At 51.2% G+C, this 21,114-nt stretch carries 17 protein-coding genes; all 17 read left to right on the plus strand.

What is annotated here, in order from left to right:
- Nucleotides 1–16 precede the first annotated feature (16 nt).
- Entirely contained in the window at nucleotides 17–2,158 is a 2,142-nt protein-coding gene (locus FYJ34_RS08550; RefSeq protein WP_154477857.1) for a heavy metal translocating P-type ATPase, read from the plus strand.
- Between the two features lie 86 nt (nucleotides 2,159–2,244).
- On the plus strand, nucleotides 2,245–2,604 hold the full coding sequence (locus FYJ34_RS08555) for an ArsR/SmtB family transcription factor (RefSeq protein ID WP_154477858.1): 360 nt from the start codon (nucleotides 2,245–2,247) through the stop codon (nucleotides 2,602–2,604).
- Nucleotides 2,605–2,618: 14 nt separating this feature from the next.
- On the plus strand, nucleotides 2,619–3,164 hold the full coding sequence (locus FYJ34_RS08560; protein WP_154477860.1) for a tetratricopeptide repeat protein: 546 nt from the start codon (nucleotides 2,619–2,621) through the stop codon (nucleotides 3,162–3,164).
- Between the two features lie 64 nt (nucleotides 3,165–3,228).
- Nucleotides 3,229–4,476, plus strand: coding sequence for a GTPase HflX (gene hflX, locus FYJ34_RS08565; protein ID WP_154478867.1), 1,248 nt, complete (start codon nucleotides 3,229–3,231; stop codon nucleotides 4,474–4,476).
- A gap of 33 nt (nucleotides 4,477–4,509) precedes the next feature.
- Nucleotides 4,510–7,899 (plus strand): PD-(D/E)XK nuclease family protein, encoded by a 3,390-nt coding sequence (locus FYJ34_RS08570; RefSeq protein WP_154477862.1) that lies wholly within the window; start codon nucleotides 4,510–4,512, stop codon nucleotides 7,897–7,899.
- On the plus strand, nucleotides 7,865–11,431 hold the full coding sequence (addA, locus tag FYJ34_RS08575; RefSeq protein WP_154477864.1) for a helicase-exonuclease AddAB subunit AddA: 3,567 nt from the start codon (nucleotides 7,865–7,867) through the stop codon (nucleotides 11,429–11,431). The genes FYJ34_RS08570 and addA overlap by 35 nt, the downstream gene beginning before the upstream one ends.
- 102 nt (nucleotides 11,432–11,533) lie before the next feature.
- Nucleotides 11,534–11,857, plus strand: a complete 324-nt coding sequence (locus tag FYJ34_RS08580) for a PadR family transcriptional regulator (protein ID WP_154477866.1) — start codon at nucleotides 11,534–11,536, stop codon at nucleotides 11,855–11,857.
- Nucleotides 11,854–12,486 (plus strand): DUF1700 domain-containing protein, encoded by a 633-nt coding sequence (locus FYJ34_RS08585; RefSeq protein ID WP_154477868.1) that lies wholly within the window; start codon nucleotides 11,854–11,856, stop codon nucleotides 12,484–12,486. Before FYJ34_RS08580 ends, FYJ34_RS08585 begins: the two co-directional genes overlap by 4 nt.
- On the plus strand, nucleotides 12,486–13,373 hold the full coding sequence (locus FYJ34_RS08590; protein WP_154477870.1) for a DUF4097 family beta strand repeat-containing protein: 888 nt from the start codon (nucleotides 12,486–12,488) through the stop codon (nucleotides 13,371–13,373). Before FYJ34_RS08585 ends, FYJ34_RS08590 begins: the two co-directional genes overlap by 1 nt.
- A 32-nt stretch (nucleotides 13,374–13,405) precedes the next feature.
- A complete protein-coding gene (locus FYJ34_RS08595) occupies nucleotides 13,406–13,612 on the plus strand; it encodes a PspC domain-containing protein (protein ID WP_154477872.1) in 207 nt (68 codons plus the stop codon).
- Between the two features lie 117 nt (nucleotides 13,613–13,729).
- Nucleotides 13,730–14,404 (plus strand): WecB/TagA/CpsF family glycosyltransferase, encoded by a 675-nt coding sequence (locus tag FYJ34_RS08600; protein WP_235899483.1) that lies wholly within the window; start codon nucleotides 13,730–13,732, stop codon nucleotides 14,402–14,404.
- 164 nt (nucleotides 14,405–14,568) lie between these two features.
- Nucleotides 14,569–15,657, plus strand: coding sequence for a PucR family transcriptional regulator (locus tag FYJ34_RS08605; protein ID WP_154477876.1), 1,089 nt, complete (start codon nucleotides 14,569–14,571; stop codon nucleotides 15,655–15,657).
- A gap of 16 nt (nucleotides 15,658–15,673) precedes the next feature.
- Nucleotides 15,674–16,360, plus strand: coding sequence for a cell division ATP-binding protein FtsE (gene ftsE / locus FYJ34_RS08610; protein WP_154477878.1), 687 nt, complete (start codon nucleotides 15,674–15,676; stop codon nucleotides 16,358–16,360).
- Entirely contained in the window at nucleotides 16,350–17,258 is a 909-nt protein-coding gene (gene ftsX / locus FYJ34_RS08615; RefSeq protein WP_154477880.1) for a permease-like cell division protein FtsX, read from the plus strand. The genes ftsE and ftsX overlap by 11 nt, the downstream gene beginning before the upstream one ends.
- A gap of 27 nt (nucleotides 17,259–17,285) precedes the next feature.
- Nucleotides 17,286–18,437, plus strand: a complete 1,152-nt coding sequence (locus FYJ34_RS08620; protein ID WP_154477882.1) for a murein hydrolase activator EnvC family protein — start codon at nucleotides 17,286–17,288, stop codon at nucleotides 18,435–18,437.
- Between the two features lie 12 nt (nucleotides 18,438–18,449).
- Nucleotides 18,450–19,631: a S41 family peptidase gene (locus FYJ34_RS08625; protein WP_154477884.1), complete on the plus strand. Its 1,182-nt coding sequence runs from the start codon at nucleotides 18,450–18,452 to the stop codon at nucleotides 19,629–19,631.
- A gap of 117 nt (nucleotides 19,632–19,748) precedes the next feature.
- On the plus strand, nucleotides 19,749–21,041 hold the full coding sequence (locus FYJ34_RS08630) for a dihydroorotase (RefSeq protein WP_154477886.1): 1,293 nt from the start codon (nucleotides 19,749–19,751) through the stop codon (nucleotides 21,039–21,041).
- Nucleotides 21,042–21,114: the final 73 nt, after the last annotated feature.

Raw genomic sequence — 21,114 nt, forward strand, 5'->3', positions numbered from 1 at the left:
TACAGGGGGTTTTTGTATGAAACGGGAATATACCATAGAACATTTAAACTGTGCAGGCTGTGGAGCCAAAATGGAAGAAAAGATCGGGCGGCTTCCGGGGATCAGACGGGCGCAGCTGGTATTTGCCACCAAGTGCCTGACGGTGGAAGGGGAAGACCCGGACGCCAGTCTGGAGCAGCTGCAGCAGATCTGTCAGTCCATAGAGCCGGAGGTGCAGCTTATCCCGCGGCAGAACAAACGGGAGAAAAAAGAAACAAGAAGAGAAAAACTGTCAAAGGATCAGAAGAGGGAACTGCTGCTTATAGGAGTGTCGGGAATCCTTTTGGCGGCAGGAGGGATCCTGGGGCGTATCTGGGAAGGACAGATCTATGGGACGATCCTGCTGGTGGCGGCCTATCTGGGGCTGGGGTATGAGGTGCTCTGGAAAGCGGTGCGTAATATCATCCGGGGAAGTGTGTTTGATGAAAACTTCCTGATGAGTGTTGCGACCATTGCGGCTATGGGAATGGGAGAAATGATGGAAGCGGCGGGCGTCATGCTGTTTTACCGAATCGGAGAGCTGTTTGAGGATATTGCAGTAGAAAGAAGCCGGAACATGGTCGTGGATGCAGTGGATCTGCGCCCGGAGCAGGTAACGGTGGTCAAGGAGGGAAAAACGGTTTCCATTCCGGCGGAGGAAGCGAGACCGGGAGACGTGATCCTGGTGCGTGCAGGAGACAGGGTTCCGCTGGACGGAAAGGTGGTAGCAGGAAGCGGCAGGGTGGACACCTCTGCCATTACGGGAGAATCTGTTCCGGTATACGTAGAAGAAGGGATGGAAGTTTTGTCCGGCTGTGTCAATCAGAACGGGATGCTGCATATCCGGGTAGAAAAAAGGCTGGAAGAATCTATGGTCAGCCGTATTTTGGATGCAGTGGAACATGCGGCGGCGTCAAAACCAAAGATCGATCGCTTTTTAACCCGATTTGCCAGAATCTATACTCCTGTGGTAGTGGGGATCGCTCTTTTGACGGCGATTCTTCCTTCTCTCATCTGGGGAAATCCCAGACAATGGATCTATACAGCCGTTACCTTCCTGGTCATCAGTTGTCCTTGCGCTCTGGTGCTTAGCGTGCCTCTGGCATTTTTTGCAGGGATCGGAGGAGCGGCAAAAAGAGGGATCCTGTTTAAGGGGGGAGCCGCTATGGAAGCGTTGAAAGAAATAAAAACGGTGGTTCTGGACAAAACGGGAACGCTGACCAACGGAAAATTTGTCGTACAGGACGTGGTATCTTTTGGAAGACTGACAAGGAAGCAGATCCTGACGATGGCGGCAGATTGTGAGCTGCATTCCTCCCATCCGATCGGACGCAGTATCCTGGAAGAAGCAAACAGGCAGGGACTGAAGCTGACACAGCCGGAAACGCTGGAGGAGCTTCCGGGGAAGGGCATCCGGGCGGTTTTCAAAGAGGGAATTGTTCTGTGTGGAAACGGAGACTGGATGAAGGAGGAGCAGGTACAGGGGTACACAAAGTCCGGCGATCGGGGGACGGAGGTGTTCGTGGCGGTCAATGGAATCCTGCAGGGGTCTGTAGAAGTGGCGGATCAGGTCAAGGAGGAGGCAAAAGAAGCTGTTCGGGAAATAAAGCGGCAGGGGCTGGGCGTTGCCATGCTGACCGGAGACAGGGAAGCACCCGCAAAAGAAGCGGCGAAAGCAGCAGGGATAGAAGAGGTTTATGCACAGCTGCTGCCCCAGGAAAAGCTGGAGCAGCTTCAAAAGATCAGAAAAAACAGCGGCGCCGTCCTTTTTGTAGGAGATGGGATCAATGATGCTCCGGTGCTGGCAAACGCAGATGTAGGAGCCGCTATGGGAAGCGGCGCGGATGCTGCCATGGAAGTGGCGGATGTGGTATACATGACTTCCCGGGTGGACGCCGTCACGGACAGCCTTGCCATTGCAGAAAGGACCAGAAAGATCGTCCTCCAGAATGTGGCAGGGGCATTAGGAATCAAATTTCTGGTGATGCTGCTGGGATTTGCAGGTTATGCGAATATGTGGATGGCAATTTTTGCCGATACCGGAGTGGCGATGCTTTGTGTATTGAATGCAGCAAGAGGGATTCTGGATATCCGAAAGCAGGAAAGACAGGAAAAGCGGGCGGAAACAGTTGAAAAATAAGAAGGCATTTGCCATAATAGAGGAAGTAACGAAAAGCCGGTTCCCGGCGGTAAATCGTTCCGGGGACACAGGAAAGGACAGAGTGCATGAAGAAATCAGACAAGGATGTCTGCGAGGAGCTGTGCATCCATGAAAAACCGGTGCAGGAGGCAAAGGACAAGCTGCCGCCCCAGGAGTTGCTTCAAAATCTGGCAGATTTTTACAAGGTGTTTGGAGACGCCACGAGGGTGAAATTGTTGTATGTCATGCTGGACTACGAACTGTGCGTGTGCGATCTGGCAGAGGTGCTGGGAATGACTCAGTCGGCGATCTCGCATCAGCTGCGGATCTTAAAACAGATGAAACTGGTAGGAAGCAGAAGAGAAGGGAAAAGCGTGTTCTATTCCCTGGCAGACGGTCATATCCGGCAGATCCTCCAGCAGGGAATGGAGCATATCACAGAATAGTAAGGGGAAAGAGGATGGGAAAAGAAAACTGGATCAAGCGAATAGGAAAGCTGGGAGTCGTTCTTGCCCTGGGAGCTCTGCTGGCAGGCTGCAGGGAAAACCCGTCTGAAAAGGGTGTGGAATATTTAAAAGAAGGAAACTATGAAAAGGCTATCACGCAATTTGAAAAGGCTATCCAGGAAAAGATAAAAGAAGGAGACGCTTACCGGGGGATCGGGATCGCCCGGTACGAGCTGGGAAATTACAAGGAAGCTAAGGAGGCGCTTTTAAAAGCGCTGGAAGAGGGGGAAAAGCCCTCTGCCACCTTTCACGAAATGCTGGGGGACTGTGAACTGAACCTGGGAGAACCAAGATCCGCATTGAATTACTATCGCCTGGCGTTGGAGGGAGATCTATCCAAGGAAGCAAGGGCGGAGGTCCTGCTCAATGAGATCGCAGCGTATGAACAGCTGAAAGACTGGAAAAGTGCGAAAGCAAAGCTGGAAGCCTATGTGAAAGAATATCCCGACCAGGAAAAGGCAAAAAAAGAACTGGAGTTTTTGCGGACAAGGGATCTTTGACAGAGGCCTTGAAGGGCGCGGCAGGGTACAGAGCCGTCCTGTGCCAGAGACAGAGGGAGAAATGATGATAGAGTTACAGGAAGAGAAAGAAAAGGTAATCCTGGTGGGAGTCAGTGCTTCCTCAGAAGAAGAAACGGAGCATTCACTGGCGGAGCTGGCAGACCTGGCGGAGACGGCGGGAGCAGAGGTGGTGGGAAAGATCGTACAGAACCGGGAAATGGCTCATGCGGCGACCTATGTAGGAAAAGGGAAGCTGGAGGAGATCAAGGATCTTCTCTGGGAAAAAGAGGCGACAGGTATCCTGTGTGACGATGAACTGTCCCCGGTGCAGCTTCGGAATCTTCAGGAGGAGCTGGAAACCAAGGTGATGGACAGGACGCTGGTGATCCTGGACATTTTTGCGGCAAGGGCCAGGACCAGTGAAGGAAAGATCCAGGTGGAACTGGCACAGCTGAAGTACCGGCAGTCCAGACTGACAGGGAAGGGAAGCGCCATGTCCAGACTGGGAGGCGGGATCGGGACCAGAGGTCCCGGAGAAAAGAAGCTGGAGACGGACAGAAGGGTCATCCGCCACAGGATCGCATGTCTGAGCCGGGAGCTGGCGGAGGTGAAAAGACACCGGGAAATCACAAGGGAGAACCGGAGCCGGAGCTTCTTACCGGTGATTGCTATTGTAGGATATACCAATGCCGGCAAATCTACGCTACTGAACCGACTGACAAAGGCCGACATCCTGGCAGAGGATAAGCTGTTTGCAACCCTGGATCCTACCACCAGGCAATGGACCCTTCCTTCGGGAAGGACAGTGCTTCTGACAGATACGGTAGGGTTTATCCGCAAGCTGCCGCACCATCTGATCGAAGCCTTTCAAAGCACGTTGGAAGAGGCAAAATATGCGGATCTGGTCTTCCATGTGGTGGACAGCTCCTCTTTGCAGATGGAAGGACAGATGCACACGGTATATGAGACGCTGGACAGGCTGGGCATCAAGGGAAAGCCTTTGGTCACCATCTTTAACAAGGTGGATAAGCTGTCCGAAAGAAGGCGGATGAAGGACTTTCGATGCGACTTTCAGGCAGTGATTTCCGCCAGGACGGGAGAGGGAGAAGACGCCCTGCTGCAGGGAGTGGAGCTGCTGCTTCGGGAGAAGGATGTGCTGATCGAAGAGGTATTTCCTTACGACCGGATGGGGGTGGTACAGGAGATCCGAAAATGGGGAGAGATCCTGGAAGAAGAGTACACCCAGGAAGGGATTCTGGTTCGGGCTTACGTCTCTGACGCCCTCTGGCGAAACATAGAAAATCAAAAATGAATATGATATACTGAGGCATAGGAGGAAAAACCTATGCCTTTACAATTTGTATTAGGACCGTCAGGGTCAGGAAAATCAACCTATCTGTATCGGATGGTACTGGAGGGAGCGCTCAAAAATCCGGAGGAAACCTACATCGTTCTGGTGCCGGAGCAGTTTACCCTGCAGACCCAGAAGGAGCTGGTGGAGCTCCATCCCCGGCATGCGCTGATGAATGTGGATGTCTTAAGCTTTGAGCGGCTGGCCTACCGGGTGTTTAACGAGACAGGACAGCCGTTGCCTCTTCTGGATGAAGAAGGGAAAAGCCTAGTGCTGCGCAAGGTGGCGTCAGACAGGGAAAAGGAATTGTCTGTGTTGAAAGGAAACGCCAAAAAGGCGGGATATATCCGGGAGATCAAGTCGCTTCTCTCTGAATTTATGCAGTATGATATCGGTCCCGAAGAGCTTCGTCGCATGATAGAAAAAGAAAGGGAAGGATCCCTGCTTGCCTGCAAGCTAAGAGATATGGAGATCCTGTATGAAGGGTTTCTGGCCTATCTGGAAAAAAGCTACGTGGTCAAAGAAGGACTGCTGGATATTCTGGCAAAGCTTTGCGGGCAGTCAGAATTTCTGGCGGGAAGTACGCTGGTACTGGATGGCTTTACGGGATTTACCCCCCGCCAGCAGCGGGTGCTGTCACGCCTGATGGACTGCTGTAAAAAAATAGTGGTAACGGCCACTGTGGGGAGACAGGAGGATGCTTATCACTATACAGGCCCGTTCCAGCTGTTTGCACGCAGCAAAAAGATGATTGCCTCCCTCTGCAGCCAGGCGGAAGAAAAGGGACTTCCGGTAGAAAAAGACATACTTCTGTTTGAGATGCCGGCACCGCGGTTTCGGGAACGGGAGGATCTGGCGTTTTTGGAAGAGAACCTGTTCCGAAAAGGAAGAGAGGCTTACCCGTATACACCAGAGCGGATCTGGCTGAGAAGGGCCGGAAATCCAAAAGAAGAAGCCGGCTGGACGGCGCAGGCTATCCGAAAGCTGATAAGGAAGGAGGGGTATCGCTACAGGGAGATCGGAGTCATTGCCGGAGACATGGAATTGTACGGAGATTATCTGACGGAAGCCTTTGAGCAGTATCAGATTCCCTGCTTTCTGGACAGAAAACGGAATATTTTGCTGCATCCCTATCTGGAACATATCCGAAGCCTGCTGTACCTGCTTCAGAAAAATTTTTCTGTGGAGGGCGTATTCCGCTTCTTGCGATCGGATTTTTCCCTGCTAAGCCGGGATGCGGTAGACCGGCTGGAAAATTATGTGATCGGGATGGGGATCAAAGGAGGCGGCAGATGGGACGCTCTCTGGGATAAACGGCTGCGTTTCATGGCGGAAGAAGAACTGACGGCGCTGAATCAGAGTCGCATCACATTTCTGGAGCAGATCCGGGAAGTCCGGGAAGTGGCAAGAAAATCAAAAAAAACAGTGGGAGAAATGACCCGGGCACTGTATGGATATATGGTGTCTCAGGAGCATCAGAAAAAATTGAAGCAGGCGGAAGAGACCCTGCTGCAGGAAGGGGAACCGGCTCTTGCAAAGGAATATTCTCAGATCTACCGGGCTGTGCTGGAAGTGTTTGATAAATTTGTAGATCTTTTAGGAGAGGAGAACATCAGACTAGAAGAGTACTGCCAGCTGTTGGATGCGGGACTTGCGGAAGCCAGGATCGGTGTGATACCGCCAAGCCCGGATCAGGTGGTGGCAGGAGATCTGGAGCGGACCAGGATGGATCGGGTAAAGGTGTTATTTTTTGTGGGGGCAGGAGATCACTGCCTTCCCGGAAATCTGTCCCGGAACGGACTTCTGACAGAGCAGGAAAGAGAACGCTTTGAAGAAGAAAAGCTGGTTTTGGCTGCCGGGGGAAAGGAGCAGACCTATATCCAGAAATTTGACTTATACCGAAATCTGACCAAGGCCTCGGACAGACTGATTATTTCCTACAGCCAGACCTCTTCGGAAGGCAGGTCCATCCGGCCATCCTACCTGATGGGAGAGATCAGGAGGCTCTACCCCTCCATCCGGATAGAAGCGGCAGAGGAGCCGGCACACGAAAGGGAGTGGACCGAAGAAAGCGGGATAGAATATCTCATTAACGGCTGGCAGAAGGAGCAGATGGACGACACCTGGAAGGAGATCAGAAACTGGCTGCTGGCCAGACCGGGCTACAAAAAAGAGATAGAAAAGGTATGGGAGGCATTCCGTTATTCCTATCTGCCCCAGCCTGTGGGGGAGGAAGATGCCAGAATCCTGTATGGGGAGGCGTACCGGGGAAGCGTGACACGGCTGGAAAAATTTTCAACCTGTGCGTTTGCCCATTTTCTCGCATACGGCCTCAGGCTGAGAGAACGGCAGGAATACGGATTTCAGAAGGTCGATCTGGGAAATGTGTGCCACGATGCGCTGGAACGGTATGCAAAAAGGATCCGGGAGGAAGGGAAAACCTGGACGCAGCTGACTCGGGAAGAACAAGAAGCCTGGAGCAGGCAGAGCGTGGAGGAAGCCGTGGAGGAGTACGGGAACCAGATCTTAAAAAGCACGGCCAGAAACGCCTATACAGCCGTGCGGGTACAGCGCTTGATGGACTGGTCGGTATGGGCTCTGACCAGACAGCTGGCAGCGGGAGAGTTTGAGCCGGTCTGGGAGGAAAAGGAGTTTGGCCACGGGAAGATCGACCGGGTAGACGTATGCATGGCCGGAGACAAGGCCTATCTGAAGATCATGGATTACAAAACGGGAAGAAAAGAACTGGATCTTTCCGAATTATATGACGGGCTTCAGATGCAGCTGATGATCTATATGAGGGAGGCGCTGAAGCTGGGCAGACAGGAGTGGCCGGACAAGGAGATCCTTCCTGCCGGCATGTTTTACTACCGGGTGCAGGAGCCCTGGGTGCAGAAGCTGCAGCCAAAGGAGAAAGAAAGCGAAGCAGAGCTCCAAAAGAAAAGAGAAGGACAGCTTCTGGCGGAGCTGAAGCCGGACGGGGTCATCAATGGAGACAAGGAGATCCTTCGCCACTTAAATACGGAGCGGCAGGCGGACATACTGCCGCTAAAGTGGAACAAGGACGGGACTTTAGCCGCCCATTCCAAAGTGCTGACGGAAGAAGAATTCTGGATGCTACTGGATTATGCACAGGAGAAGTCGGAGGAGATCTCGGACAGGATCCTTAAGGGGGAGGCGGATATCCGCCCTTATCGCAAGCAAAACAGAACCGGATGCGATTATTGTCCCTACAGCAACATATGCAGGTTTGATAAAAAGGTTTCAGGGTTTTCTTATAAGGAACTGGAAGCTATGAAAAAAGAGGAAGTGCTGGAACGGCTGCGAACGCGGAAAGGAGGAGACGGCGATGAAGTGGACGAAGGATCAGCAGAAAGTCATTGATCTGCGAAACCGGAACATCCTGGTGTCGGCAGCGGCCGGCTCCGGGAAAACGGCAGTGCTGGTAGAGCGGATCGTACAACGGCTGACCGATCAGGAGGAGCCTGTCGGCGTGGATCAGCTTCTGGTGGTAACCTTTACAGAGGCTGCGGCGGCAGAGATGAAAGAGCGCATCCGCAAAGCCATTGAGAAAAAAGTGGAAGAAAATCCACAGAATGAGCATTTAGAAAAACAGGCAAACTTTATCCACCAGGCCAGGATCATGACCATACACAGCTTCTGTATGTCGGTCATTCGGGAATATTTCCACGTGACAGATCTGGAGCCGGGGTTTCGGACAGGAGAGGAAGGGGAACTGAAGCTTCTGAAAAAAGAGGCGCTGGAGGAGCTTCTGGAGGAAAAGTATCAGCAGAAAGATGAGCGGTTCCTGCAGGTGATAGACGGCTATGCAGGCCGGCAGGGAGATGAAAGTATTGAAAAGCTGACCCTTAGGATCTATGACTATGCCAGGAGCTATCCGGACTGGGAAACCTGGCTGAAAGGGCAGAGCAAAGCCTATGACGTCCATACGGTGAAAGAACTGGAGGAGGGATCCTGCGGAACCATTATTAAAGAAGAAGTAAGACTTTGCCTGACAGAGGTACTGGAACAGATCCGTCAGTGCAGGGAGATCTGCATGATGGAAGGGGGACCCGCCAAATATCTGGATAATCTGGACAAAGACGAAGAGCTTTTACGCAGTCTGTGGCGGGAAGAATCCCTCGGCGGATGGCAGAAGCAGTTCGCAGAGATGAAATTTTCCCCGCTTTCCAGAAAAAAAGAACCGGAGGCCCTGCCGGAATACCAGGAACTGGTAAAGGAAATCCGGGATCAATACAAAAAAGAGCTGCAGGAGCTGCAAAAACAGTATTTTTTCCAGCCAATGGAGGAAATGGTGGCAGACCTGGGACGGTGCAAAGAAGCAGTGGAGGAGCTGGCAGAGCTGGTGCTGGAATTTGGAGCAGTTTATCAGGCCAAAAAGAAGGAGCGACATCTCATTGATTTTTCAGACATGGAGCAGTATGCCTTACGGATCCTGACAGAGTCCCGGGAGGGGAGGTTTGTACCCACTGCCATTGCCGGGGAATACAGGAAACAGATCCGGGAGATCATGATCGACGAGTACCAGGACAGTAATCTGATCCAGGAGACGATACTGACCAGTATTTCCGGAATGGAAACGGGAACCTACAATATTTTCATGGTAGGAGACGTGAAGCAGAGTATCTATCGGTTCCGTCTGTCCAGACCGGAGCTGTTTCTAGAAAAGTTTGATACCTACAGCAGAGAGGAAGGGCCGACCCAGAGGGTGGATCTGCACAAAAATTTCCGCAGCCGGAAGGAGGTGCTTTCCAGTGTAAACTTTCTGTTTCGTCAGTGTATGGTCAAAAGCCTGGGAGGGATCGACTATACGGACGAGGTGGCTCTGTATCCGGGAGCAGAGTACCCGGAAAGCAGTCAGTGTGATACGGAGATCCTCTGTATAGAAAGTCAGGAAGACGGAGAAAAGATTGTGGGAAAGGAGGCTGTCCGGCTGGAGGCGAAAGCCATTGCTCTGCGGATCCGGGAGCTGATCCGGTTCCAGAAAGTGCAGGACAAAGAAAGCGGAACCCTAAGACCCGCCGCCTATTCGGATATTGTGATCCTGGCAAGGAGTATGTCCAAAATGGCAGAAACGCTGGTGGAGGTGCTGGGACAGGAAGGGATCCCGGCCCATGCCGTCAACAAGGAGGGATATTTTGAGACCATAGAGGTGGGCGGTCTGCTGGACTATCTGCGGGTGCTGGACAATCGCAGGCAGGAGATCCCGCTGGCGTCCGTTCTGACCTCGCCGGTCACAGGGCTGAGAGAGTGGGAGCTGGCCAGGATCAAAAGCTTTCGACCGCAGCTTCCCTTTTATGACGCAGTCATGACATACAAAGAAGAAGGGGAAGATGCTTCCATCCGGGAAAAACTGCAGGAATGTTTTACCATGCTGGACGAGTTTGCCGCCCTTTTATCCCATACACCGGTACATCAGCTGATCCGGCTGATCCTAAAAAAGACGGGCTATGGAACTTATATGGCAGCCATGCCGGGAGGAAAGCAGAGAAAGGCCAATCTGGATTTTCTGGTGGAAAAAGCCAGGACGTTTGATACCACCAGTTACAAAGGGGTCTATCATTTTGTCAGATATGTGGAACAACTGCAAAAAAACGAGGTGGAACTGGGAGAGGCCGGAACAGAGGACGAGCAGTCGGACGTGGTAAGAGTGATGACGATCCACAAAAGTAAGGGTCTGGAATTCCCTATTGTGATCGTGGCCGGAATGGGGCGCAAGATCAATAAACAGGATACCAGAAGCAGCGTGGTCCTGCACGCAACAGAGGGGATAGGTTTAGATGCGGCGGATCTGAGCCGAAGAACCAGAACCAAAAGCCTGATCAAGGCCGTCATCCAGAAGGAGGAGCTGCAGGACGGGATGGGAGAAGAATTGCGGGTTCTGTACGTGGCGCTGACAAGGGCGAAGGAAAAGCTGATCCTTACAGGACTTCTGGAAGGAGGAAGTAAAAAGCTGGCCTCCTATGAGCAAACACGCTGGAGAAAAGAAGCTACCCTGCCTTTCTACAGTCTTTTGGGAGCGGTTTCTTACTGGGACTGGATCCTGCCTGCCTGTGTGCGCCTGACAGAAGAGATCCCCATTTCCGTAAAATGCCTGACCCCATCGGAGATCCTTGGGGAAGAGGAGAAGGACAGGGAAAGAACATGGGACAAAGAAACCATGCTGTCAGAGGGGCTGGGACAGACTGTCTGCCAGGAAAAACTGCACCGGACCCTGGAAGAGCAGGAAGCCTACGCTTATCCCTATCCGCCCGGAATCAAGAAAAAATGGAAGTATACCGTGTCGGAATTAAAGCGGGCAGCAGACGGTCAGGATCCGGCGGAAGGAGACTATCTGTATGAGGAGCCGGATCCGATTCCGCTTTTACCTCGGTTTCTGCAAGGGGCGCAGGCGCCTACCGGAGCGTTCAGAGGAACGGCGTACCATAGTTTTTTGGAAAAGCTGGATGTCTCTTTGGCAGAAGAAACAGAGCTGAAACGGCAGCTGGATCATCTGCTGCAGACGGGGCGGCTGTCAGAGGAAATGGCAGCGTGCATCGACCTGCAGGAAATAGAAACCTTTCTGAACAGTGACGTGGGAAAACGAATGCAGGAGGCACAGAAAAAAGGAACCCTGCACAGAGAGCAGCCCTTTATAATGGAGTTGGAAGAAGGGGAGGAGACGAAGGAGCCTCTTCTGATCCAGGGGATGATAGACGCCTGGTGGGAAGAGGAAGATGGGATCGTGGTACTGGACTACAAGACGGATCGGGTACAGCATCCCCGGGAATTGGCGGACAAATACCAGATACAACTGGAGTATTACGCAAAAGCGTTGAGCGCCGGGCAAGGAAAAACCGTCAAGGAAAAATGGATCTATTCCTTTGCATTAAAGGAAAGTCTGCAACTGCTCTGAGAGCCTCCGAAAAAAGATACAATACTGCATTGACAAACAATATTATATGAAATATAATATGCGTGTTCGAACAATATTGTTTAATGCAAAGGAAGTGATGAAATGGTATTTAATACCGGAGCAGCACTGTTGGATGCGATCGTACTGGCGGTAGTTTCCCGTGAGGAGGAAGGAACCTACGGTTATAAGATCACGCAGGACGTTCGTGTGGTGCTAGACGTTTCAGAATCCACCTTATATCCTGTTTTGAGGAGACTGCAAAAGGATGAGTGTCTGGAGGTTTATGACAGACAGTTTGACGGCCGAAACCGCCGTTATTATAAGGTAACGGAGAAGGGAGAGGCACAGTTGAATCTTTATCGTGTGGAATGGAAGAATTATTCACGAAAGATCATGGGAATATTTGAGGGAGGTGCGACAGCATGAAACGTGCAGAGTTTATGACACAGCTTGCTGCATTATTACAGGATCTGCCGGCAGACGAGCGCAAAGAGGCGCTTCAGTACTATGAAGATTATTTCAGAGATGCCGGCGAGACGAATGAAGCAGAAGTAATAGAAGAACTAGGAAGCCCCCGGAAGGTGGCAGATACTATCAGAGAGGGACTGGGAGTTCCCAAATGGGAGCAAAGGGGAACGGAAGTGGTTCCGGGACCAAAGGCTCCACAGGGAGAGCTGAACCAGCAAAACAACAGGATTTTAAAGATACTTCTTATCGTAGGGATCTGCATCCTTGCAAGTCCGGCCATCGGCGGAGCACTGGCAGTGGTGATCGGCATAGTAACTGCCGTTCTGGGAGTCTTTGTGGCACTGGTGGTAGGAGCCATAGCAATGGTGGTGGCAGGAGTGATCGTGTTTTGCTCCGGAATCCTGTGTGTCGTACCGGAAGTCGCAATGGGGCTGGCGCTGATGGGCGCAGGACTGGTGCTGCTGGCGCTGGGAGCCATGCTGGCGGTGGCGTCTGTCTGGGTTGCGGCCAAGGTTTTTGCGGCAGGATGCAGAGGATTTGTATATCTTTGTCGGATACCGTTTCGTAGAAGGGAGGTGGCGTCCTAATGAAAAAAGGATGGAAGATATTCTGGATCACCTGTGCTGCTCTGACAATGACAGGACTGTTACTTTGTACAGCGGCATTCTGTATAGGGGTAGACTGGCAGAAGATAAAAGAAAAAGTCCCGGGAAATTTCAAGATCTCAACAGACTGGCGGCCGGGCGGAAGACTTCACTATAAGGAAGGAGAAGCCACCGGCAGCAACAGAAAAGAAGACGAGACAAAAACCTTTCAGAATATAAGAGAGATAGAAGTAGAAGCCGATGCCAATGCAGTGGAGATCCTCTCTGCCGACACGGAGGAGGTAACGGTGGAAACCCGAGGGCTTCACAAAAACACCAGGACAGTGATCCGGGAAGAAGAGGGGACACTGCATGTGGAGGCCAAAGTAAAGAAATGGATGATGTGGTTTGGGAACCGACAGTTCCAAAATGGAAAGATCATTATCCGGGTACCCAAAAACAGCCGGATGGAGGAAGTATCGGTGGCGCAGGATACGGGAACCCTTCGGATAGAAGGGATCCGGACGGAAGAACTGTCCGTGGATATGAGCGCCGGAGAAGGAACGCTTTCGCAGGTGTGGGCAACGGGAATTGATGTAGGCTGTTCTGCCGGAAAGATCTCTGTGTCGGGACATGTGGGAGAAAGCCTGGATCTCAACTGCGGAGTAGGAGAGATCGAAGCGGATCTGGACGGGACGCAGGAAGAGTACGGATACGAGGTGGAATGCGGCGTAGGTGAAGTCGAGATCGGAAATAAAAGCTTTACGGCGCTGAGCCGGGAAGAGACGGCGGAAGGAACGACAGAGAAGAGCATCTCTGCAGAATGTGGCGTGGGTGCGATCCGGGTAACGTTTAACGGACAGAAGCAGCAGGTAAACGGAAATGAATAGCAAATAGAGATTAGAGATGAAAGGAGAAATGGATGATGGAAAAAAGATTATACCGTTCAAAAAGCAACAAAATGATCTGTGGTGTATGCGGAGGGATTGCAGAATATTTTAACGTGGATCCTACGCTGGTCAGACTGGGAGTAGTGCTTCTGGGATTTGGAGGCGGGATCGGTCTCTTTACCTATCTGATCGCGGCGGTGATCATGCCGGAAAATCCGGGGAACCAGAACAATTATTAAAAAACATTCCAAAAATGTTACGAATGTTAAGAAGTGTGAACATTTGCTGACAAAGGTTGAAAAGAAAGGAACCCTTTGCTATAATCGACCACTGTAAGAAAAGAGCAGGTGGAAGAGATGGACAACGGGATCAATATTTTAGATATAGAAATACAGCCCTGTTTTGCAAAAGAGGCGTTAAAAAAGGCAATTACATATATGGAGACCGACCCGGTCAGCGTGATCCGGATGGTAACGGCGACAGAACTGATGAATCTGAACGAGGATGTCAGATGCAAGGAGATCCTGAAAGAGTCGGACATGATCCTGTCCGGCGACGGTCTGGTTTTGGAGGCGGCGTCCATCCGGGAAAGAAGGGTTTTGCAGGAGACGGAGGAAAAGACATTTTTGAAAATGTTTTTCCGGTATCTTCACAAAAAGCATGCCAGAGTGTATGTGCTGGCCCAGACCCGGAAGGAGGCGGAGGACTGCTGCCGGTATCTGAAGAGAAAGTATGGAGGCATTCAACTGTTGGAAGATGTGGGTGTGACAGAGGAAGCCGGGGCGGACGACAGGCTGGTCAACGCCATTAACGGGCAGGAGGCGGACTGTGTGATCTCGCTTCTTCCCTCTCCGCTGCAGGAAAGTTTCCTTTGCACCAACAGGGATCGGCTGGATGTAAGAATCTGGCTGGGAGCGGGAGAAAGCCTTCGCAGTATTGCCAGAAAATCAAAGCCGGGGCCGGTGGGACGGTTCATCATCAAACACATCTTCAAAAAAGAGCTGGAAAAGTCATCAAAAGAGGACTCTTGATTACAACAGAAAAAAGCAAAGAGGAAATTAACAAAAAAACAGGATTTCCTCTTTATTTTTTTGGTTAAATGTATTAGTATGTGTTTAGCAGTATGCAATTTTACTACTTTGCAAGAGGGTTTGTTGTGAAAAGTGCATATTGAAACGAGTGGAGGAGATGGCATATGATATCTAATCAAATACTTCAAAATACCATTGAGGGATTAAAAGGGATCACAAGAATCGACTTTTGCATTCTGGATACAGATGGAAAACCTTTGGCGACTACGTTTACAGAGCAGCAAAGTTATGAGGAAGAGATCGTTTCCTTTGTGGATTCCCCGGCGGACAGCCAGGTGATACAGGGACATCAGTTTTTCAAGATCTTTGATGACCATCAGTTGGAGTATATTTTACTTGCAAATGGCGGCGGCGACGATGTATATATGGTGGGAAAGATCGCCTCTTTCCAAATCCAGAATCTTCTGGTAGCATATAAGGAGAGGTTTGACAAGGACAACTTCATCAAGAATCTCTTGCTGGACAATCTGCTGCTGGTGGACATATACAACCGGGCCAAGAAGCTTCATATCGACACAGAGGTCAGGCGTGTGATCTTTATCATAGAGACCAAGCACGAGAAAGACAGCAGTGTGCTGGACAGCGTGCGGGGATTTTTAGGCAATCGCACAAGAGACTTTGTGACGGCGGTAGATGAAAAAAACATCATCGTGGTCAAGGAAGTGGAGGCCGGGGACGGTCACGCCGAGTTGGACAAGGTCGCACAGAGCCTTCGGACACTTCTGGCAGAGGAAGGAGAAGAAGAGGCGCTGATCGCCTATGGAACGGTGGTCAACGACATCAAGGAAGTGTCAAAATCTTACAAAGAAGCAAAGCTTGCACTGGATGTAGGCAAGATCTTCTTTGGGGAAAGGAATGTGATCGCATACAGTACGCTGGGTATCGGAAGGCTGATCTATCAGCTGCCCATCCCGCTTTGCAAAATGTTTATTCGTGAGATTTTTGAGGGGAAATCTCCAGATGATTTCGACGAGGAGACGTTGGTGACCATCAACAAATTCTTCGAGAATAATCTGAACGTATCAGAGACGTCCAGACAATTGTATATTCACCGCAACACGCTGGTTTACCGGCTGGATAAGCTTCAGAAGAGCACAGGGCTCGATCTGCGCGTGTTTGAGGATGCCATCACGTTTAAGATCGCGCTGATGGTGGTAAAATATATGAATTATATGGAGACTCTGGAGTATTAATAATTAGGAGGAAACTATGATTGAATTAAAAGAGGTCACGAAAGAATATTCCAAGGGGATCGCAGCCCTGAACGGAGTCAATGTCAAGATAGAGCAGGGAGAGTTCGTCTTTATTGTAGGAGACAGCGGATCCGGCAAATCGACTTTGATCCGGCTGATCATGAAAGAGCTGGAGCCCACTACGGGGAGCATTGTGGTCAACGGACAGAATCTGAACCGCATGAAGCACAGAAAGATCCCCCTTTACAGGAGAGGGATCGGGGTAGTCTTTCAGGACTTCCGTCTGTTAAAGGACAGAAATATTTACGAAAATATCGCTTTCGCACAGAGGGTAACAGAAACACCTTCCCGTGTGATCAAGAAAAAGGTGCCGGCCGCATTGTCGTTGGTGGGACTGGCACAAAAATACAAATCTTTTCCGAAGGAGCTTTCAGGGGGAGAGCAGCAAAGAGTTGCCATTGCCAGAGCTATCGTAAATGAGCCGGCGATCCTGCTGGCGGATGAGCCGACAGGAAACCTGGACCCGACCAATTCATGGGAGATCATGAAACTGTTGGAAGAAGCCAATGAAAGAGGCACGACAGTGCTGGTGGTTACCCACAACCAGGAAATCGTAAATGCGATGAAGAAGCGGGTAATTACCATGAAGAAGGGTGTAATTGTAAGCGACGAGAAAAAAGGTGGGTATAAAAATGAGAATTAGTACAGTGGGTTATTCCTTAAAACAAGGCGTCAAGAACATCGGCAGAAATAAAATGTTCTCTATTGCGTCCATTGCGACCATGGCGGCATGTATCTTCTTGTTCGGCTTGTTTTATTCGATTGTAATGAATTTTAACTATATTGTGGAAAAAGCGGAAGAGGGCGTGGCCATTACCGTATTTTTCAATGACGACGTGGAAGAATCCCAGAAGGATCGGATCGGAGAGCAGCTAAAGGAACTGGACGGGGTTCTGTCCGTCAATTATGTCAGCGGAGACAGTGCATGGGAGAAGTTCAAGGGTGACTATTTCCAGGAATCCGCGGATCTGGCAGATGGCTTCAGTGCAGATAATCCGCTGGCCAACTCAGATCATTATGAAGTCTACATGAAAGAAGTAGAAAAGCAAAAGAGCGTAGTCTCTTACGCAGAAAAGATGGAAGGGGTCCGCAAGGTCAACAAGTCGGATGTGGTAGCCAAGACGCTGACCAGCGTCAATCGGTTGCTGTGGTATGTGTCGGCGGTCATCATCACTATCCTGCTGGCAGTTTCCGTATTTCTGATCAGCAATACCGTTACCATGGGTGTGGCGGTCAGACGGGAAGAGATCGCCATCATGAAGTACATCGGAGCCAAGGATGGATTTGTCCGGGCACCGTTCGTCATAGAGGGTCTGATCATCGGAGCCATCGGAGCGCTGATTCCTCTGGTGTTATTGTATTTCATGTACGACAAGGCCATCACCTATATTATGACCAAATTCAGTCTTTTGAGAAATATCATAGATTTTCTTCCGGTTACGCATGTGTACCGTACACTGCTTCCGATCGGGATCGCCATGGGAGTGGGCATCGGATTTTTGGGAAGCTTTGTAACGATTCGTAAGCATTTGAAGGTGTAGACAAGAAAGCGAGCATAAGGGGGTTGTATGATGCAGGTAAGAAAGAGACTTTGCGGATTGCTGGCATTGGTGTTGTGTGTGGGTCTGGTACTTCCGGTACATGCTACCAGTATCGATGATGCAAAGCAAAAGGCACAGGAACTGGAAAACAAAAAGCAGACCGCCGAAGGGGAGAAGGCGGCGCTGACACAGCAACTGACGGAAATCGTTAAGAAGATGCAGGATACGGAAAGCAAGATCAGCGAAAAGGAAGACGAGATCAACAAAAAGGCGGCAGAGCTGATTGATGCGAAGAATGATGAAAACGATCAGTATGAAAGCATGAAAAAGCGGATCCGTTACATGTATGAAAACGGCAATACACAGTTTATTGAGATCCTCTGCAAATCCAAGAATATTTCAGACTTTCTGAACAATGCAGAGTATATCAGCACGATATCGCAGTATGACAGGGACATGCTGACAGAGTTTCAGGATATCGTAAAGAGCGTGGAAAAACAGGAGAAAGATCTGCAGGCACAGTACGCAGAACTGGAGAAGCTGCAGAAGGATCTGGAGAGCAATAAGAATACCCTGAGCACGCTGGTGGCAAACAAGGAAGTAGAGATCAGCAGTCTGGACGGCGAGCTGGGAGATGCAAAGGCGAAGATCGCAGAACTGGAGGCAGCGGCGGCAGAAGCGCAGAGAAAAAGAGAAGAGATGGCGGCAGCGGCAGCAGCGGCCAGCAAGGCGACAGCAGCCTCCTCTCCGGTAATGGTTTCCCAGGTCAGCGCGAATGTTTCCGGCAGCGGGACATTTTCTCATCCCTGTCCGGGATACACCTGTGTATCCAGTGACTACGGCTATCGTGTGCAGCCTCTTCCGGGAGCGACGGCGCGTCATGACGGAGTGGACTTTGCAGCGCCTACCGGGACTCCGGTATATGCGGCAGAGGCAGGTACCGTAACCCACGTGGGCTGGTTTGGAACGGGAGGCCAGGCGGTTATCATCAATCATGGAAACGGCATGGTGACCTGGTATCTTCACCTGAGCGCGTTCAGCGTCAGCCAGGGACAGCGTGTATCACGGGGAGAAAATGTAGGATATGTGGGGACGACGGGAAACTCTACGGGACCGCACCTGCATTTCCAGGTAAACGTAAACGGAACACCGGTAAGTCCGTGGAATTTTATAAAGTAAGGAACATACAAAATGAAAAATAAAAAAAGTTTTCTGGCAGGGGCGCTGTGCGGTGCCCTTGCTGTGCTGTTGATCGTAGGCTGTATCGGAGTAGGGCGGCGTCTGGCGGGGCTGGCAGGCAATGCTTCCATGGAAGGGAAGGTAAAAGCCATCCGATCCATGATCCAGGAAGTATACATTGGCGAAGTGGACGAAAAGACTTTGCAGGAAAGTATGCTGAAAGGATATGTGGCGGGGCTGGGAGATCCTTATTCGTCCTATTTTACAAAAGAAGAGACCAAGGAATTTAACGAAATGACCTCTGGTGAATTTTCGGGGGTTGGTGCGATCTTGAACATGAACAAGGACACCCAGGAGGTGGAGCTGGTCAAGATCTATAAAGGATATCCGGCGGACAAGGCAGGATTAAAGGCCGGAGATGTTGTGATCAAGGTAGACGACACGGATGTGACGGGAATGACCCTGCAGGAAGTGGTTTCCATGATCAAGGGGGAAAAAGGCACAGAGGTGAAGATCACAGTGACCCGCGGCGAAGGAGAGGAAGAACTGACAGTCACGGCGGTGCGCGACACGGTGCAGGTGCAGACGGTAGACTACCGGATGCTGGAAAATCAGATCGGATATATTCAGGTGACAGAGTTTGATGCCGTGACGGCAGAACAGTATCAGAAAGCGATGGACGATCTTACCCAGCAGGGAATGACAGGTCTGGTAGTGGATCTTAGAGGCAATCCGGGAGGAAGCCTGGATACCGTTTGCCAGATGCTGGACACCATGCTTCCGGAGGGGCTGATCGTCTACATGGAGGATAAGAGTGGAGCACGCACGGAGGAAACCTCGGATGCAGAGCATCAGTTTACCAAGCCCCTGGCGGTACTGGTAGACGGCAACAGTGCCAGCGCGTCGGAGATTTTTGCGGGAGCGATCCAGGATTATGGAATCGGAAAAATCGTGGGGACACAGACCTACGGGAAAGGCGTCGTGCAGCAGATATTTGAACTGAAAGACGGGTCCAGCGTAAAACTGACCATTGCAGAATACTTCACGCCAAAGGGCAGAAATATTAACGGAAAAGGGATCACGCCGGATGTGAAACTGGAAGCGCCTGCTTCGGGATCCGGGACAGGAAGCCAGACAGATCCCGGGGAGGATGCCTGGGTGGCAGAGGCGGTAAAAGCCATCTCGGCCCAGTAAAAAACAGAACCGACAAAAGAAAGAGACAAGGGGGAATGCTTAGTTTGGCATTCCCTTTTATAGTGTCCTATGATACAATAAGTTGATACAACGGCGGCAAAAAGAAAGGATAAGGCTATGGTAACATTGATTCGAAATGGACAGATCCTGGATCCCCGGACAGGACGGGACGAAGTAGGAGATATCTGGATCCGTGGAGACAGGATCATAGATGCTTCCCGGGAGAACCCGCCTCTTGGCAGGGAGGAAGCGGATCTGGTGATCGACGCAGAGGGCTGCTGGGTGATGCCGGGACTGATCGATCTGCATGTACATTTGAGAGATCCTGGATTTACATATAAGGAAACGCTGGAAACGGGAGGAAAAGCGGCGGTAAAAGGCGGGATCACGACTGTCTGCGCCATGCCGAACACCAACCCTCCCATCGACGACGGAGACAAAGTAAAAGCGGTGCACGACAGGGCGAAGGTGGAATCGCCGGCAAGGGTGATCCAACTGGGAGCCGTTACGAAAGAGCAGGGCGGGAAGTCTCTGGCGGATATCCGAGGGATGGCAAAGGCCGGGTGTCACGCCATCAGCGAGGATGGAAAGTCTGTGGTGGATGCGGGACTGTACCGGCAGGCGATGAAGTTGGCAAAAGAAGAAGGACTGTCCGTGTTTGCCCACTGTGAGGAAATCCGGCTGGTAGAAGACGGGGTCATGAATGCAGGAGCAAGAGCAAGGGAACTGGGGCTTCGGGGGATCACCAATAGCGTGGAGGACGTGATCGTTGCCAGAGATATCCTGCTGGCGAAGGAAACGGGAGTAAAGCTGCACCTTTGCCATTGTTCTACAAAAGACAGCGTTGCCATGGTAGAGGCGGCAAAGGAAGCAGGACTTGCTGTGACGGCCGAGGTTTGTCCCCATCATCTGATCCTGACGGCAGAAGAGATCCCGGAAGATGACGGGAATTACAAGATGAATCCGCCGCTGAGAGACAGAGAAGACGTGGAGGCCTTGCGAAGAGGTCTGGCAGAAGGGATTTTGGACGCGGTGGCAACAGACCATGCTCCCCATGCCGGTAAAGAGAAGGACTGCTCCATGAAAGAGGCGGCTTTTGGGGTCGTGGGACTGGAAACCTCCCTGCCCCTGATCCATACGGAACTGGTAAAGACAGGAATCCTTGGAAGAATGGAGATGGTAGAGAGAATGAGTACCGCCCCGGCCAGGATCCTGGGACTTTCTGACAGAGGAAGCCTGACAGCGGGCTGCCTGGCGGACATTACCATTTTTGATCCCCGGGCGGAAGGAAAGATCCAAAAGGAGACGTTTGTGTCAAAAGGGACAAACACGCCTTTTGCCGGAAGAAGCGTACAGGGGCAGGTGAAAAAAACCCTGGTGGGCGGCAAGGTGGTCTACGAGGCCAGATAAGACAGAACCGGGGAGGACCGGGAAAGCAGAAAAGAAGCGGCAGGAGGATTGGACCTGCAGGAGAGAAGAGATC

The sequence above is a fragment of the Suipraeoptans intestinalis genome (assembly GCF_009696485.1).
Classification (GTDB): Bacteria; Bacillota; Clostridia; order Lachnospirales; family Lachnospiraceae; genus Suipraeoptans; species Suipraeoptans intestinalis.